This is a genomic window from Roseibium sp., from assembly GCF_048260565.1.
GTDB lineage: Bacteria > Pseudomonadota > Alphaproteobacteria > Rhizobiales > Stappiaceae > Roseibium.
The window spans coordinates 771,418-788,410 of record NZ_JBLXGP010000002.1 but is presented as its reverse complement, the minus strand read 5'-3'; the positions used below and the strand labels follow the sequence as shown (position 1 = coordinate 788,410).

Below are 16,993 nucleotides of genomic sequence, written 5' to 3'. Positions count from 1 at the left end.
CCTTTCTTCACGCGGCGCCCCGGCAGCCGTCCGCCAGGATGTCTGCCAGGGTCTCGCACAACACCGATGCCAGATGTTCCGCGGTCGGACTCAAGGTCTTTCGCCCACGATGAAGCATCAACCCGAGAGACGGCAGCTCGGGGAGATCATGTGCCGTCGGGTCCAGCATTCTGGTCCCCTTCGGCAACCCGACCGGCGTGCGCACGGAGATCCCGAGGCCTGCGGAAACCGCGGCGCCCAGGCCGGCCAGGCCCGGGCTCACGAACGATAGACGCCATGACCTCCCCTGCCGGTCCAGCCGGTCGCAGGCGATCGTCCTGAACAGGCACGGTGCATCGAGGGCGGCCAATGCCACAGGCGCTTCACGATCCGGACGCCAATCCGCCTCCAGGTCCGCCGCTCCGAGCCAACAAAGGGGCACCTCTGCAATACGCCGAGCGAAGGGCACCGCCTCTCCGCCTTCCCAGGCAATTGCCAGATCCAGATCGCCGGACGTCACTTTTTCGATCAGTTCGCTGTTTCGGGCAATGCGCCCCTCGATGCTGACCCTGGGGTGGGCGCGGGCGAACCGTCCCAGCACCCGGGGCAACAGGGCATCGCCGAAGTCCTCCTGCAAGCCCAGACGCACCCAGCCGTCCAGATCCGCACCTTTCACCGCACCGACCGCTTCGTCGTTCAGTTCCAGGATCCGGCGGCCATAGGACAGAAGCTGTTCGCCGCTTGCCGTCGGCACCAGCCCCCGTCCCGACTTGCGCACGAGGGGCACGCCTGCCTGTTCCTCGATCTTCTTGAGTTGCGCGCTGATCGCCGAGGTAGATCGGCCGAGCCGGTCGGCCGCTCGGGTGAAAGAACCGAGCTCCATGCCGGTGACGAAGCTGCGCAGGGCATCCATGTCCAGATTGGTGAAACGCATTCCATTATCCCGTATTTCTGGACTATCAATCAAATATTTCCTGATTTTACGGATGATACTGCTGATCTAGGGTGCCTGTGTCAATCGATGACCGCGTTATCCGGAGAGGAGCCCATGAGCGCTGACTTTGAAATGAACGATGCCTGCCCACCCGAATTGACGGTTTGTCGCGCAGGCGTTGCCTTACAAGACGTGCCCGCCGGCATTTCAAATCGTCCGTTCCGGTATGAGATGCTGCTGAGCAGCAGGGCAGACGGAGAAAACACCGTCATGCACGGTGTTGCCGGACCTGGCGTCATCACCCACTGGCACAGCCATCCGCGCGGGCAGATCCTGTATGTTCTGGACGGTGAAGGCCTTGTTCAGCGTGACGGTGGCGAGATCCGGGAAATCCGTGCCGGAGACTGCGTCTGGATCGCGCCCCGCGAACGCCACTGGCACGGCGCTGCCCCCACAGCCACGTTCAGCTACATCAGCATCCAGGGCGTCAAGGACGGTAGCGCCGTTGACTGGATGGAACCCGTTGTTCTGCAGGAGGCCGGACAATGATGGCAATGCAATACAGCTTCGTGCTGCCGGCCGACTATGACATGGAGATCATTGACCGACGCATTCGCGACAAGGGGCATCTGCTTGACGGATTTCCCCACCTGCGGTTCAAGGCCTACCTCTTCGCCGATCGCAAGGACGGCGATATCGGATCTTACGAAAATCTCTATGCGCCGTTCTATCTCTGGGACGCGCCGGAAGGGGCAGATCGCTTTCTGTCCGGCCCCGGTTTCGAAGCCGTGTCTCGGGATTTCGGCCGTCCGGGTGTGGCGACCTGGATCGGCTGGCATGCGGAGCTGGGCAAGGATCTCACCCGGGCGCGCTATGCCAGCCGGGATATCCGGCCGATCCGCCCTTACTGCGACCTGCAGGCGCAGCGTTCCGAGGCAGCGGAAAGCGCACGCAACTCCTTGAGCGATCCGAAGGCGGTCGCCTGTGTGACCGCCTTCGATCCAACAAGCTGGAAAAGCTTGCGGTTTTGCCTCTGGCAGTCGCCGCCAGATCGCGAATCCGAAGAGACCCAACTCTACCGGGTCGGCTACGTCGCCCTGCCCTAGCATTCGACCGCAGGCCACCGTTCCTATCAACAAGCTGAAACCGGGGAGAAATCTCCGGTTTTCCATTTTCAGCGGCACCACCTGGTCTATTATTCAAAAAAAGCGCACAGGTTGACGTAAGGACATCGCTTGTCTCGCAGATCATAAACGCGTATCTGTCCCAAACGCTTACGTTTACGCAAACGTAAGGTATAAGATCCGCGGAAACGCTCAGGGAGGATTTCATGCCGAGTTACAGTGCCCCCGTGGAAGACACCCTCTTCCTGCTCAATGACGTCCTGGGATTCGATCGTTACAGCAATCTTCCCGGTTTCGAAGATGCCACGCCGGATCTCGTCGAAGCGATCCTGCGCGAAGGTGCAAAATTCTGCGAGGAAGTTATTCAGCCGCTGAACCGCACGGGCGACCTTGAGGGCTGCAAAAGGGCCGACGACGGCACCGTGACCGCGCCGGGCGGATTCAAGGACGCCTATTCGGCGTTTTGCGCGGCCGGCTGGGGCAGTCTTTCTGCGTCTTCGGAGTTCGGCGGACAGGGCCTGCCGCACACGCTTGCCGCCATCATGAACGAGTATCTGTCGTCCGCCAACATGGCCTTTGCCATGTATCCGGGCCTGACGGCTGGAGCGATCGCGGCGCTTACCCTGCATGGAACGGACGAGCAGAAGGCAAAGTATCTTCCCAACATGATCGCCGGCACCTGGTCCGGCACCATGAACCTGACCGAGCCCCACTGCGGCACGGATCTCGGCCTGATCCGCACCAAAGCCGTTCCCGAAGCGGACGGCAGCTACCGGATTACAGGCACCAAGATCTTCATTTCCGCCGGCGACCACGACCTGTCGGAAAACATCATCCATCTGGTCCTCGCCCGCATCGAGGGAGCGCCGGAAGGCACCAAGGGCATTTCCCTGTTCGTGGTGCCGAAAAAGCTCATCGGCGAGGATGGAACGCCGGGGGCCGCCAACGGCGTCTCCTGCGGCGCGCTGGAACACAAGATGGGCATTCACGGCAACGCCACCTGCGTCATGAACTACGACGAGGCGAAAGGCTGGCTCGTCGGCGAGGAAGACAAGGGCCTGCGCGCCATGTTCACGATGATGAACGAAGCGCGCCTCGGCGTGGCAATCCAGGGCCTGGCCCAGTCGGAAGTCGCCTACCAGAACGCGGTCACCTATACCAAGGACCGGCTGCAGGGCCGCGCGCTGTCGGGACCGAAAGAACCGGGCAAGGCCGCCGATCCGATCATCGTCCATCCGGACGTGCGCCGCGTGCTGATGGGCATCCGTGCCTTCAACGAAGCCGCCCGCGCGCTGGTCCTGTGGACCGCGCTCAACGGCGACATCTCCCACCGCTCGGAAGACGACAAGGCCAGGCAGGCCGCCGACGACATGATGGGCCTGATGACCCCAGTGCTGAAGGGGGTTCTGACCGACACGGGCTTTGCCAACACGGTCAATGCCCAGCAGATGTTCGGCGGTCACGGCTATATCGCCGAATGGGGCATGGAACAGTTCGTCCGCGACGCCCGCATCGCCATGATCTACGAGGGCGCGAACGGCATCCAGGCGCTGGACCTGGTCGGCCGCAAACTGCCGGCTCATGGCGGCCGCGCAGTGATGGGCTTCTTCAACGAGGTCGGCACCTTCCTGCAGGAGAACGGTGAAAACGAGGCGCTTGCCGCCTTCACCGGTCCGCTGAAAAACGGCCTGGAGGACCTGCAGAGGGCCACCATGTGGTTCATGAACAACGCCATGACGAAGCCCGACAACGCCGGCGCCGGATCGACCGACTACATGCATCTCTTCGGCCTCGTCGCGCTCGGCTACATGTGGGCGAGGATCGCCAAGACCGTGCAGGAGAAGCTCAGCGAAGGCGCGGGCGACAGGCAAGACTGGCTCAAGGCCAAACTGGCCTTCGGCACGTTCTTCATGGAGCGGCTGATGCCGGAGACGGCCGCGCATCTCGCCCGGATCTCGAGCGGCGCCGACACGATGATGGCGCTGCCCGAGGAGGCCTTCTAGTCTGCGTCGCGGGCAGGAGGAGAAGGTTGCCCGCGAACAAAAGATACAGAGAATTTGGGAGAAGCAATCATGGGTGTTCTGGAGGTTCCGGCACCGTCCTATCAGGATGAGGAAATCACTCTTCTGGACGAAGCGTTCGCACGCTTCCTGGAACAGGAGATCGCGCCGGACTACGAGGACTTCGTCACGGCGGGAAGCGTCAGCCGGGAAGCCTGGAAGAAGACCGGCGACGGCGGTTTCCTGTGCCCGGCCATCCCCGAAGCCTACGGCGGCGCCGGGGGCACCTTTGCCCATGAGGCGGCGATCATCCACCGGCTGGGCGTCGACGGTTTCGATCATTTCGGCATCGCGCTGCACTCGGCGATCGTCGCGCCCTATATCCTGCACTACGGATCGGAGGACCAGAAGAAGCGCTGGCTGCCCGGTCTCGTCTCCGGCGATCTCGTCGGCGCCATCGCCATGACGGAACCGGGTGCCGGATCGGACCTTCAGGGCGTGAAGACCACCGCCCGCAAGGACGGCAATCACTACGTCATCAACGGCAGCAAGACCTTCATCACCAACGGCCAGCTCGCCAACCTGATCATCGTCGTCGCCAAGACCGACCCGGCCCAGGGCGCAAAGGGCATTTCCCTGTTCGTGGTCGAAACAGAACAGGTCGACGGTTTCAAGCGCGGGCGCAACCTGGACAAGTTGGGATTGAAGGGCAACGACACGTCGGAACTCTTTTTCGAGGATGTCCGCGTTCCCGCCGACGCCCTGATCGGGGCGGAGGAAGGCCGGGGCTTCTACCAGTTGATGGAGCAACTGCCGCAGGAACGGCTTCTGGTCGCCTGCCAGGCGATGGCGGCCATCGAACGGGCGCTCATGGTCACGATCGATTACGTGAAGGAGCGCAAGGCGTTCGGCAAATCCATCCTGGATTTCCAGAACACCCAGTTCAAGCTGGCTGAGGTCAAGACCGAGGCCACGATCGGGCGGGTGTTCGTCAACGATTGCATTCAGCGCCACATCGAAGGCAAGCTCGACAGCGTCACCGCCTCCATGGCCAAGTACTGGACCACCGATCTTCAATGCAAAGTGATGGACGAGTGCCTCCAGCTTCACGGTGGATACGGTTACATGAACGAGTACCCGATCGCCCGGCTCTACGCGGATGCCCGCGTGCAACGCATCTACGCCGGGACGAATGAAATCATGAAGGTGCTGATCGCCCGCAGCCTTTGAGGCACAAGCGACAGCCAAACCCTGAGAGTTTTTCATGGCCGAATACGTACTGCACTGCTTCGCCCAATCCGGAAACGCCTACAAGCCCGCCCTCATGCTGGAACTCTCCGGCGCCGACTGGGAACCGAAGTGGAATGACTTCTTCAATGGCGGATCGCGTGCCCCGGATTTCCGGGAAACCTATAACGAGATGGGCGAGATCCCGGTGCTGGAGCACGCCGGGCTGAAACTGACCCAGTCCGGGGTGATCCTCGACTATCTCGTCGAAAAGCTCGGCACCTTCGGCTGGACGGACGACACGGAGCGGCGCGAGGTCCTGCGCTGGATCCTGTTCGATAACCACAAGCTGACGAGCTACACCGCGACGCTCCGATACCTGCGGATCTTCGCCAAGACCGGCGAAACCGAGGTGGTGAAGTGGCTCGAAGGCCGGGCAATCGGCGCCTACAAGGTCCTCGAGCACCATCTGGAAGGCCGCGACTTTGTCGTCGGCGGCAAGCCGACGATCGCCGACCTGTCGCTGTGCTCTTACCTCTACTGGCCGGAGGAAATCGGTGTCGACTTTGCGCCGTTCAAGAACATCAACCGCTGGCTGGGGAACATCAGCGCCCTGCCCGGCTGGAAAGCACCCTACGACCTGATGCCGGGGCATCCCCTGCCGGCGTAGGCTGCACCAAAAGCTTTTAGGAGGAAACGATGGCAGAAGCCTATATCTACGATCACGTTCGCACGCCGCGCGGACGCGGCAAAAAGGACGGCGCCCTGCATGAAGTTCCGAGCGTGCGCCTCGCGGCGACCGCGCTCGAGGCCCTGCGTGACCGCAACGGCCTGGACACGCGCAAGCTGGACGACGTCATCCTCGGCTGTGTCGATCCGGTCGGAGAAGCGGGCGGCGACATCGCCCGCGCGGCGGTCTTTGCCGCCGGTTACGACACGTCCGTGCCGGGCATGCAGATCAACCGGTTCTGTGCCTCCGGCCTCGATGCGGTCAACACGGCCTCGGCACAGGTCATGGCCGGCCAGCATCAGCTCGTGATTGCCGGCGGCGTGGAGAGCATGAGCCGGGTCGGGATCGGCGCCTCCGGCGGTGCCTGGCCGATCGAACCGCAGGTGGCCGTGCCTTCCTATTTCGTGCCGCAGGGCGTCTCCGCCGACCTGATCGCCACCAAATACGGCTTTTCCCGCGACGACTGCGATGCCTATGCGGTGGAAAGCCAGAAGCGGGCTGGAAAGTCCTGGGCGGAAGGTCGGTTCGCCAAGTCCGTGGTTCCGGTGAAAGACATCAACGGGATCACCATTCTCGACCGTGACGAACACATGCGGCCGGAAACCGATATGCAGTCGCTCGCCTCGCTCAATCCCTCCTTCGAGCTCATGGGCAGCATGGGCGGTTTCGACGCGGTCGGCATCCAGGCGCATCCGGAAGTGGAGAAAATCCGGCACGTTCACCACGCGGGCAACTCTTCCGGCATCGTCGACGGGGCCGCAGCCGTTCTGATCGGCTCCAGAAAGGCCGGCAAGGCGGCGGACCTGAAACCGCGCGCGCGGATTCGGGCCTTCACCAACATCGGATCCGAACCGGCCATCATGCTGACCGGCCCGGTCGATGTGACGGAAAAGCTCCTGCGCAACACGAAGATGACGCTGAAGGACATCGACCTGTTCGAGATCAACGAGGCCTTCGCCTCCGTCGTGTTGCGCTACCAGCAGGCCTTCGACCTCGATCCGGAAATCGTCAACGTCAACGGCGGCGCGATTGCCATGGGGCATCCGCTGGGTGCCACCGGCGCCATGATCCTCGGCACCGTGCTGGACGAACTGGAACGACGCGACCTGAACACGGCCCTTGTCACCCTGTGCATCGGCGCAGGGATGGGAACGGCAACGATCATCGAGCGTGTGTGAGGAGACGATATGCCTAAAATCGATATCGCGTCCGTTCCCGCACTTTCGAAGACCATCTACCCCGAGCCCTATGCAAAAGCGACCGAAGGCCGGGAGAAACAGGCGCTCGGCGATGCCGCAAACTTGACCCAGTTCGGGGTCAACCTGACCCGGCTGAAACCGGGGGCGGGATCGGCCCTGAAACACTGGCATGAAAACGAGGACGAATTCGTCTTCATCCTTGAGGGCGAGGCAGTCCTGGAGGAAGGCGACAGCGTCGAGATCCTCAAGGCCGGAGAGGCCGCCGGCTTCAAGGCCGGTGCGGGCGTCGGGCACCGTCTGCTCAACAACACCGATCGGGATGTCGTCTATCTGGAGATCGGCACGCGCGCTGCCGCCGAGGTCGTCAGCTACACGGACGCCGACCTGCATTTCGAGCGGATCAACCAGTCGAAGCGGCTGATGCACAAAGATGGAACGCCCTACTGAGGCGAAGGGAGGCATGAACGCATGACCTACACCAATTTCACACTGAAAACCGACACCGACGGCATTGCCCTGATCACCTGGGACATGCCCGGCCGCTCGATGAACGTGATCGACATGACGGTCATGGACGAACTCGATGCGCTGGTCGACGAGGTCGCCGGCACCGAGGCGATCAAGGGCGCCGTCATCACCTCCGGCAAGTCGTCGTTTACCGGCGGCGCCGACCTGACCATGCTGGAAAGCCTGTTGCAGGACTTCCATCTCAAGCGTCGGGGCGACCCGGAGGGCGCGGCCAGGACCCTGTTCGAGGGCTCGCGCCGCTTGTCGCTGATCTACAGGAAGCTGGAAACCTGCGGCAAGCCGTTCGTCGCCGCGGTGGCCGGCACCTGCATGGGCGGCGGCACGGAACTCGCACTTGCCTGCCACGCGCGCATCGTTGCCGATGACGATGGCTTCAAGATGGGACTGCCCGAGGTCAAGGTCGGGCTCTTCCCCGGTGCCGGCGGCACCCAACGCGTCATGCGCATGACCGACGGACAGCAGGGCATGCAGTTCCTGCTCCAGGGCAAGACGCTGAGGACCAAGCAGGCGCTGGCCATGAAGCTGGTCGACGGCGCGGCTCCGGCCCGGAAGCTGGTGGAGGCGGCGAAAAAGCTGCTCAAGGCCGGTGTCGACCCGGTCAAGCCCTGGGACAAGAAGGGCTTCAAGCTGCCCAACGGCAAGATCTACTCCCCGCAGGGCTTCCAGTTCTGGCCGGCGGCCAACGCGATCTACCGGCGCGAGACCCACGACAACTATCCCGGCCCGCGCTATCTGCTGCATGCGGTGGTGGAAGGTCTTCAGCTGCCGATGGATCTCGCGCTGCAGGTGGAAAGCCGCTACTTCGCAAAGGTTCTTCAGACGCCGGAAGCGGCCAACATGATCCGCTCCCTGTTCGTCTCCATGCAGGAGCTGAACAAGGGCGCCCGCCGTCCCGCGGCCGAGCGGCCGAACAAGATCAAGAAAATCGGCATTCTCGGCGCCGGCTTCATGGGGGCGGGTATTGCCTATGTCACCGCGCAGGCCGGCATCGATGTGGTGCTGATCGACCGGGACCAGGAAAGCGCGGACAAGGGCAAGGCCCATTCCGACGCCCTGCTGACAAAGGCAATCCAGCGCGGCCGGGCAACGCAGGAGCAGAAGGACAAGCTGCTTTCGAAAATTCTGGCAACGACCGACTATGAGGAACTCGCCAACTGCGACCTGGTGATCGAGGCGGTCTTCGAGGATCGCGAGATCAAGCGTGGCGTAACGGAAAAGGCGGAAGCGGTGATGAAGAGCCGCGCGATCTTCGCCTCCAATACCTCGACGCTGCCGATCACCTCGCTCGCCCAGGCCTCCAAGCGCCCGAAGAGCTTCATCGGCATCCACTTCTTCTCGCCGGTCGACAAGATGATGCTGGTGGAAGTGATCATGGGCAAGAAGACCTCCGACCGGGCACTCGCCATGGCGCTCGATTACATCAAGGCGATCAGGAAGACCCCGATCGTGGTCAACGACAGCCGCGGCTTCTACACCTCGCGTGTGGTCATGACCTATATCCGCGAGGGCCTGATGATGCTGGCCGATGGTGTCCCGGCCGCCATGATCGAAAACGCCGGCCGGATGGCCGGCATGCCGGTCGGCCCCCTTTCGCTCGGCGACGAAGTCGCACTGGATCTTGCCTGGAAGATCGTCTCCGCGACCCGCAAGGATCTCGGCATCAAATATGTCGAAGGCCCGCTCGACAACATCCTGGAAGACATGGTGGTCAAGCGCGAACGCTTCGGCCGCAAGAACGGCAAGGGCTTCTACGACTACCAGGGCCGGGACAAGCAGCTGTGGCCCGGTATCCCCGACGTGGTCGGCGCGCCGAAACCGGCGGAGCAATTCAACATCGAGGAACTCAAGCAGCGCCTTCTGGTGATGCAGGCTCTGGAAACGGCGCGGATCTTTGAGGAGAAGTGCCTGACCGATGTCCGCGAAGCCGATGTCGGCTCGATCCTCGGCTTCGGCTTCGCGCCTTATTCCGGCGGCACCCTGTCCTACATCGACACGATGGGAACGGCTGCCTTCGTCAAGCTCTGCCGGCAGTTCACGAAGAAATGGGGCCCGCGGTTCAAACCGAACCGGCTGCTGCGTGAAATGGCGAAAACGAACGAAACCTTCTACGGAAAATTCCCGCCTAAGGAGCAGGAGAAGGCCGCAGAGGCGGCCTGACCGCCTGTCGCTTCACCCGCCGGAGGGACGCCTGAAGTCCCTTCGGATGAGGTGAAGCAACTCTCGGATTGCGGCCCCGGCCAAAGACTATTTCCTCAGGAAAAATCGCCTCGACGAAAATAATCCATCGCCTCTTTACCGTCCTGTGCATTAATGGTCGGACGCACCGTTCGATACGCGGCCCGACTGAGAGGATCATGGTTCAGCCGAAAAACAGTGCATGGATCCAGGGAAGCCCGGTCGCCCGTCTGGGCGTGCTGGCCAAAGCGCGAGGGCTGGACTGGGCGGGGATCTTGAAATCTCACGACATTGACGTGGCAAGGATCGAAGCCCCGGACGCGACCGTGGGTATGGAGACCGCGCTCGAACTTTTCAATCAGGTGGCACAGGCCATCGGCGACGATGCCCAGATCCTTGATCACTTCTATGAAACGCCTGTCGGCTTCACTCAAGGATACGACTATGTCGGCCTTTGTGCGCCGACGGTAAGGGAGGGGCTCAAGAACTGGGCCAAGGTCACCCTTCTGCGGAGCAATTGCGCCAAGACGATCTATTCGGAAAATTCGGAAGGCGCGAAGCTGGAATGGACCATTCCGAGCCTTTATCGCGACGTCACGCAATTTTCCCTGGCCTTTCTCGGCTGGGCGGTCAGACGAACCGAAATGCTCCTGGACGGAGCCTGTGAGGATGTGAAGATCCGCATCTCGTCTCCACGTCCCTCTTCCCCCTCCCGGGTGCTGCAGAAATACGATCGCAGGGTCAAGTTCAGTCAGCCCGATCACGGTGTCATCGTGCCGGCCCGACTGCTGGACCATCGCCCTTCCACCGCGGATCCGGTTTTACTGCAAATCATCGAGCAGCACGTCTACAGCATCATCAAGGAACGCAGCTCGGAAACATCGCCGCTCAACAGGATCGTGGAAGCGATGTGCACCATGCTGCAGGACGGAGACTGCTCGGCGGAGGCCGTCGCGAGGGAGCTCGGCATGTCGCGCCGCAGTCTTCAGAGAACACTCAGCGACCATGGCACGACCTATAGAAACCTGCTCGCGGAAGTCCGCCGCTCCATCGCGGAAAAGTATCTGGTCAATACAGAGCTGCCGATGAAGGAGATTGCGTATCTTCTGGGTTTCTCCGAGATCAGCACGTTTTCCCGTGCGGTAAAGAGCTGGTACGGCGTCTCGCCGAAGTCCGTCCGGCAACGGATACATGACCTTCCGTTAGCGCGCGCTTCCCTGCTCCGCCACCATTAAAGCGCGTTATTCCGGTTTTCAACAGGGTCACAATCAGTTCGCATGCAATACACTGCCTAATCATTAGTATTTTATACAGTATATTTTCTGATTTTCCGTTTTCCCTTCCACATCACCCGACAATGCTTGACACTAATAATTATTCCTCTAGGTCATATTTGTAAGTGATTTTACACATATACCTTAGTAGAGCCCGAAGACCCTGTCCTTGCCTGAAACCGTCAAATCCAACCGATTGGCACCGGTCGTCTTTCCGGAAGCCTCCTCTGACAAGACAGAGGCGTCCGAATGGATCGTTGCCAGGCCGCTTACGGTATTGGCCAAGATGGCCAGATCTAGAGGGCTTGACTGGGTTCGCATGAAAGCGGCGTACGGTCTTGTTCCCGGCGATCTGGATGACCAGGACCGCAAGTTGAATGTACATGACGTGATCTGCCTTTTTGAGGAAGTCGCCCAGGCAATCGGAGACGATGCCGCCATACTGAATGAATTCAGCACGCTTCCGCAAGGCTATGCCTACACCTTCGATTATGTCGGCCTGCTCGCACCCAGCCTTCGCGACGCGTTGCGGAACTGGCAGCGATTTTATCCCCTGCACAGCAATTCGGTCGTATTGCAGTATTCAGAAGACAACGACTATGGAGTGCTGCAGTGCCGACTACCCGACGGAAATGGCACCTCTTTTCAAGCAACATATGCGTTTGTTGCCTGGATTGCGGGTCGCATTGAACTGGTTCTGGGCACAATTGTGGAACAAATCCGTTTGGAATTCGCGGCTCCGGCGCCGAAACAAAGCTGCCGGTTCCTGGAAAAATACGACAACCGCACTCATTTCGGCCGCACGGAAAACCGCATTCTCATCCCGGTGCCGCTTCTGGACAGCCGACCTCCCAAGGCGGATGGCGGTCTTTTGAAGATCATTGTAAACGCTGCCGAACGGGATATGCAGGACCGATCGCGGGAAGTGTCCCCACTGCCTGAATTGGATGCGACCGTCGAATATTGCCTAAGGTCCGGGGACTTTTCGATGGGACATGTGGCATCCATCATGGGGCTAACCCAGAAGGCATTGCAAAGAGCGCTCGAACGGAAGGGAACATGTTTCCGGCATGTCCTGGAAAATGCCCGAAGTTCCATGGCCGGACATTATCTCACCCAAACGAATCTGCCGATAAAGGAAATCGCCTATCTGCTCGGCTTTTCGGAAGCCAGCGCATTTTCCAGAGCTGTGAAGAGATGGTTTGGCCAGCCGCCGCGCGCTATCCGTGAACAAAGCGGCGACCGGCCATCAGGTTCCTGACCGGGATTCTGCTGAACGGATAGACGCCTATTCGGCGCGTTCAGTAAGGCAAACGTCCGGCTTATCTTTGTGATGGGGCCACATGCCGGTATCGAACAATGCTTTCTGACTTTCTGGAAAGTGTCTGATCGAACCGGTCACTCCGCACGAGACGGCGAGGTTAACCAGCTGATTTCATTTCCATTTCCACAACTGATTCCATCAGGGATTCCATATACGGGATAATACGTAATTTTCCATATCTTGCAACTATATTTTCAAAGCCGCGAAAACAACGGCGTCTCCTCTTCAGGTCGAGACAATCCGACTTAATCCAATGAAACGGTATGCTTCCTTTTTCCAAGTCCGCGTGTTCGTAGTTATCCGGGCTGCAAATTTGGCAGATTAAACCGTAAATTAGACAAAACGCGCCAATAGAGGTACCTTGTGACCCCGCACGCCCTGCGTGCACCTGCGCTGACGGGGGACGTCCATGCCATCCAAAACTGAATGGATGCGTTCCGATGCATTCAGGGCTCTGAAGTACCATTCCCCGGCCGCCAAGCTGGATTGGCGGGCAATTGCCGAGCTTCATAAATTCGACCCTGCCGTTATCGACGATCCGGAGGGCACTGTTCCGATAACCACCTGGCTCGACGTCTTCGAACATGTGGCGCAGGAACTAGGCAGCGACGCCATCATGTTCGACATTTTCAACAAGATGGATGTCGGCGCATTTTCCGTATTCGATTACCTGTTCATTTGTGCTCCGACACTCAGGGATGCGTGCAAGGCCTGGAAGCGCTTCATGCCCATGCGCACCAACGCCTATGGCCTGCATTATCATGAGGATGAACACTACGGCATTCTCGAGTGGCCGATCCTGGAAGGGCGCGGTATCTGGTGCCAAAGCATGTATGCACGCATAGGCTGGGCAGCCAGACGCTTTGAAATCGTGCTTGAAACCGACCATCCGCCGATCGCGATCGAACTGGCGACGCCGGCACCGAAAGATCAGTCTGACTTTCTTGAGCGCTACGGCCGGAAAGTCAGGTTCAACCGCCTTCGCAACTGCATCTCGATTCCCGCATATCTGTTGTCGAAGCGCCTGCCGCAGAACGAGGACAATCTTTATGCGATTATCCAGACCTCTGCGTTCCGGGAATTGGGTCTGTTCCAGAACCGGAACTCGCCGATGTCCCGGGTTGCGAACGAGATCGCGGAAACCCTGAAGAACGGCACGTGCAACCTGGCGCAGATCGCTCAGAACCTCGGCATGTCGCAACGCTCCGTCCAGCGTGTCCTGGAACAGGAAGGGACCACGTTCCGCAAGCTGACCGAGGACATTCGAAAGACGGCCGCAGAACGCTATCTGCAAAGCACCGACCTGCCTTTCAAGGAAATTGCCTTTCTTCTCGGGTTTTCGGAACTGAGTACGTTCTCCCGGGCGGTCAAGACCTGGTACGGCGTTCCTCCGCGAAAAATCCGCGAAAGCGGCACGCGACGGATAAACTAGTTAAAAACACCAATGAAACGACCCATAACAATCAAGCTTTCGCGGCCTAAACTGTAGTGCCCGATGTTTCATCGGCAGCAGAGTTTGCAGGGAGGAAAGGCGGCTTGGCTGCCAGGAAACGGCACTGCGGGGAATGGGGACAGGCTGAACAGATCAGCTACCTGGAGCCGCTTCTCAACTCGAATGGGCGGTGTTGGGAAAATCTCGTCCAGCACTTTCCCCTCTCCGGAGATGCCTCGGACCTGAAAGACCAGAAAGTGGAAATGTCGCTTTTGCTCGAGGTGTTCGAGTATGCGGCGGAACTCATCGGCGACGACGCCGCGATGCTGGACTACTATGTCCGACCTGCCGCACGGCGCCATACCAACGTTTGACTGTGTGGCGCTTTGCGCGCCAACGCTTCGTGCCGCCGTGTAAAACTGGCAGCGGTTCATTGCGCTGCGCACCAATTGCTATCACATGATTTTCACCCAGGAACCGGAGTTCGGTGTCCTCACCCGGGATATTCCGGACCGGCTCGGCCCGCGGTCTGAGAACATATTTGCCAAAATCGCCTGGGCAGCGAGCCGCATCGGGCACATCGTTCAGGATCCGAATGTGCACCTGACGATCGAGCTGACCGTTCCGGTCCGCAGATGCACATCCTGTTTCCAGAACGAATACGGCAATCACCTTTTATTCTCACAGGCTCGGGACAGGATCCTGATACCTTCCCGGTATCTCGATGCCGCCGCCCCCGGAAAACGAAGAAAGCCTTTTCGGCCTGGTTAAGTTGAACGCGATGGCCGAAGTCGAAAAAGTGCTGTCGCTGCAGGATCCGATTGCCCGCATCAAGGCTGCCATCAACGAACATTTCAAGGCCGGTGACTGCAAACTGGAAACGGTTGCCAGAAGCCTTGGGATATCCCGGCGCAGCCTGCAGCGTCACCTGGAAACGGAGGGAACGTGCTTTCGGGACCTCACCGACAGGAGCCGTCGGACGCTGGCATCCAAATATTTGCGCGATACGAACCTGAATTTGAAGGAAGTCGCCTTCCTCCTCGGCTTTTCCGAACCGAGTTCCTTTTCCCGGGCGGTCAAGACCTGGTTCGGCATCTCGCCAAGCCAATATCGCCGCAACCGCTAGAGTATCGGGCGATACCCGGTCGATTTCGCCGTGTCGGACGCATGAAAAGAAAACGGGCCCCGTACGCCGTACGGGGCCCGTCTGTAAATATCCGGCCTTTGCTGCGCGGCCCGGGATTGTCATCTCGACAACCCATATCGGCCATCTCGGTATCTGCATCCGCCGTATGCAGAACCAAAGTTCACAGGTTTACTTACCGGACCGGGTCAGCCTTGTCATTCTTATACCGCCGCTTTCAAACCGTAACCAAAACAGTCGCAGCCAGATGGGGCCATGTGCGATGTCAGGTGCCTCGTTACGATTCGTCTTCCAGCGCGATGGCTGAACCGCGCCTGCATGTTCCGCGGTTTCATGGGAGGAATGAAGCCGCGTTTCCGCTACGACGCAATTCGGTAAATACCTCAAAAGCCAGCAGGGGTAATTGGCAGAACTTGTTTCATATTTACCCATATATGCCAAATGTCATCAAAGTGTCATAGATGTTCCAAGCTTAAGGAAAATGCGCCTGTCTTTATCGTGCAAATACTGATGAAAATTCCCGAGGCATTGCGGTTATCATTCACCCGTCTTAAGTATCAAAAAATCACGTTAGATGATGGCCTATCTGACCGAATCCCTTCTCCTCACCAATGACAGGATCGATCAATGTCCGACAGCAACCTCACCAAATTCATGGGCGGTTCTCCCGGTCAGGTGATCCTCCGGCTCCTGTTCCTGTCCTTCGTGGTCGGAGTGATCCTGTCTGCGCTCGATCTCGATCCGCTCCAGATCGTCGACTACGCCGTGCAATTCGTCCAACGACTCTGGAATATGGGATTTGCGGCGATCGAAAACATCCTGCGCTATTTCGCAATCGGCGCCATAATTGTCGTGCCCATCTGGCTGGTCATGCGCCTGATCAAGTCGGTCGGCAGATAACGGCTTCGGCGAACTGCACCGGACGCCTTGCATCGCACAGGCGCATGGCCTCGCGGTGCAAGGTGACGTGCCGGTCGGCCAGTTCATCGATATCCGTGGAATAGCCTCCGCCCAAAACACCTGCGACCGGAAGCCCTGCTGCGCGCAGGGTTTCGAGCACATACCGGTCGCGGCGGATCAGGCCGTCCCGGCTGAGACCCAGACGGCCGAGCCTGTCTCCAAGAAAGGGATCGACACCGGCATTGAAAAAAACGATGTCCGCCCGGGCCCGTTCGATGACGGTGGGGAGCACGCCCAAAAGGCATTCCAGATACGCCTCGTCGCCCGTATGGTCGGGCAAAGCGATATCCAGGTCGGAGGGAACTTTCCGGACCGGATAGTTCTTCTCGCTGTGCATGGAGAAGGTGAAGACACTGTCGTCACCGGTGAAGATATCCGCCGTTCCGTCGCCCTGGTGCACGTCCAGATCGACCACCAGGGCCTTCTCGATCGCACCGTCCGCCTGCATCACCCGGATTGCCACCGCCACGTCGTTGAAGACGCAGAAACCGGCGCCGTGGGCGCGCCTTGCATGATGGCTGCCGCCGGCCGTGTTGCAGGCAAGGCCGTGCTCCAGGGCGAGATACCCGGTCAGAACGGTACCGCCGGTCGCGCAGCGGGCGCGCCGGGCAATTTCCTCGTTCATCGGGAATCCGATTTCCCGGGCGATTTCCGCCGGGACGCGCGCGCCGAACACCTGATCGACATAGCGCCGGTCATGGGCCAGGGCGACCCATTCGGCCGGCGCCGGCCGCGGCCTGACGAATTTCCCGCCGCTCAACAGCCCTTCCGCGACGATGCGTTCCGCAACCGCGCGGAACTTGTCCATCGGAAACCGGTGATTTACCGGCAGGTCGGCGCAATAGTCGGGGTGATGTACGATCGGCAGCGTCATAACGACAGATTACAGCCCGAAAAGCCCCTGAACCACCTGTGATTTTCGCTGGGGCAGCACGTGGCGATCTCTACCGACCGGCGGTGCCG

The 16,993-nt window shown here is 60.0% G+C and carries 16 protein-coding genes; 14 read left to right on the top strand and 2 right to left on the bottom strand.

All coding sequences use genetic code 11. The features are described from left to right. Positions 1-7: 7 nt before the first annotated feature. Positions 8-913: a LysR family transcriptional regulator gene (locus ACN0SO_RS08015; RefSeq protein WP_417676318.1), complete on the bottom strand. Its 906-nt coding sequence runs from the start codon at positions 911-913 to the stop codon at positions 8-10. Positions 914-1,027: 114 nt separating this feature from the next. On the opposite strand from ACN0SO_RS08015, the gene ACN0SO_RS08010 reads away from it, so the two are divergent. The 14 genes from ACN0SO_RS08010 (at position 1,028) to ACN0SO_RS07945 (ending at position 15,970) form a co-directional block, all read left to right on the top strand. Next, a complete protein-coding gene (locus ACN0SO_RS08010; RefSeq protein WP_417676316.1) occupies positions 1,028-1,462 on the top strand; it encodes a cupin domain-containing protein in 435 nt (144 codons plus the stop codon). Then, positions 1,459-2,019, top strand: a complete 561-nt coding sequence (locus ACN0SO_RS08005) for a DUF4865 family protein (RefSeq protein WP_417676314.1) — start codon at positions 1,459-1,461, stop codon at positions 2,017-2,019. Before ACN0SO_RS08010 ends, ACN0SO_RS08005 begins: the two co-directional genes overlap by 4 nt. A gap of 224 nt (positions 2,020-2,243) precedes the next feature. Then, positions 2,244-4,040 (top strand): acyl-CoA dehydrogenase C-terminal domain-containing protein, encoded by a 1,797-nt coding sequence (locus ACN0SO_RS08000; protein WP_417676312.1) that lies wholly within the window; start codon positions 2,244-2,246, stop codon positions 4,038-4,040. Positions 4,041-4,109: 69 nt separating this feature from the next. Continuing rightward, positions 4,110-5,267: an acyl-CoA dehydrogenase family protein gene (locus tag ACN0SO_RS07995; protein ID WP_417676310.1), complete on the top strand. Its 1,158-nt coding sequence runs from the start codon at positions 4,110-4,112 to the stop codon at positions 5,265-5,267. 34 nt (positions 5,268-5,301) lie between these two features. Continuing rightward, positions 5,302-5,934 carry a glutathione S-transferase family protein gene (locus tag ACN0SO_RS07990; RefSeq protein WP_417676308.1) on the top strand — a complete coding sequence of 211 codons (633 nt, stop codon included), beginning with the start codon at positions 5,302-5,304 and terminating at the stop codon, positions 5,932-5,934. 29 nt (positions 5,935-5,963) lie between these two features. After that, entirely contained in the window at positions 5,964-7,172 is a 1,209-nt protein-coding gene (locus ACN0SO_RS07985; protein ID WP_417676306.1) for an acetyl-CoA C-acetyltransferase, read from the top strand. Between the two features lie 9 nt (positions 7,173-7,181). Continuing rightward, on the top strand, positions 7,182-7,640 hold the full coding sequence (locus tag ACN0SO_RS07980; RefSeq protein WP_417676304.1) for a cupin domain-containing protein: 459 nt from the start codon (positions 7,182-7,184) through the stop codon (positions 7,638-7,640). Between the two features lie 21 nt (positions 7,641-7,661). Further along, complete coding sequence (locus ACN0SO_RS07975; protein ID WP_417676302.1) at positions 7,662-9,878, top strand: 3-hydroxyacyl-CoA dehydrogenase NAD-binding domain-containing protein; 2,217 nt, start codon at positions 7,662-7,664, stop codon at positions 9,876-9,878. Between the two features lie 197 nt (positions 9,879-10,075). After that, positions 10,076-11,131: a helix-turn-helix domain-containing protein gene (locus ACN0SO_RS07970; RefSeq protein WP_417676300.1), complete on the top strand. Its 1,056-nt coding sequence runs from the start codon at positions 10,076-10,078 to the stop codon at positions 11,129-11,131. Between the two features lie 208 nt (positions 11,132-11,339). After that, a complete protein-coding gene (locus tag ACN0SO_RS07965; protein ID WP_417676298.1) occupies positions 11,340-12,431 on the top strand; it encodes a helix-turn-helix domain-containing protein in 1,092 nt (363 codons plus the stop codon). Positions 12,432-12,903: 472 nt separating this feature from the next. After that, positions 12,904-13,926, top strand: coding sequence for a helix-turn-helix domain-containing protein (locus ACN0SO_RS07960; RefSeq protein WP_417676296.1), 1,023 nt, complete (start codon positions 12,904-12,906; stop codon positions 13,924-13,926). Positions 13,927-14,030: 104 nt separating this feature from the next. Next, on the top strand, positions 14,031-14,300 hold the full coding sequence (locus ACN0SO_RS07955) for a hypothetical protein (RefSeq protein WP_417676294.1): 270 nt from the start codon (positions 14,031-14,033) through the stop codon (positions 14,298-14,300). 407 nt (positions 14,301-14,707) lie between these two features. Further along, entirely contained in the window at positions 14,708-15,052 is a 345-nt protein-coding gene (locus ACN0SO_RS07950) for a helix-turn-helix transcriptional regulator (RefSeq protein ID WP_417676292.1), read from the top strand. 645 nt (positions 15,053-15,697) lie between these two features. After that, complete coding sequence (locus ACN0SO_RS07945; RefSeq protein WP_417676290.1) at positions 15,698-15,970, top strand: DUF6460 domain-containing protein; 273 nt, start codon at positions 15,698-15,700, stop codon at positions 15,968-15,970. On the opposite strand, the gene ACN0SO_RS07940 is transcribed toward ACN0SO_RS07945, so the two are convergent. Continuing rightward, positions 15,951-16,904, bottom strand: coding sequence for a histone deacetylase (locus tag ACN0SO_RS07940; protein WP_417676288.1), 954 nt, complete (start codon positions 16,902-16,904; stop codon positions 15,951-15,953). The two genes, ACN0SO_RS07945 and ACN0SO_RS07940, sit on opposite strands and share 20 nt — an antisense overlap. Between the last annotated feature and the right edge of the window lie 89 nt (positions 16,905-16,993).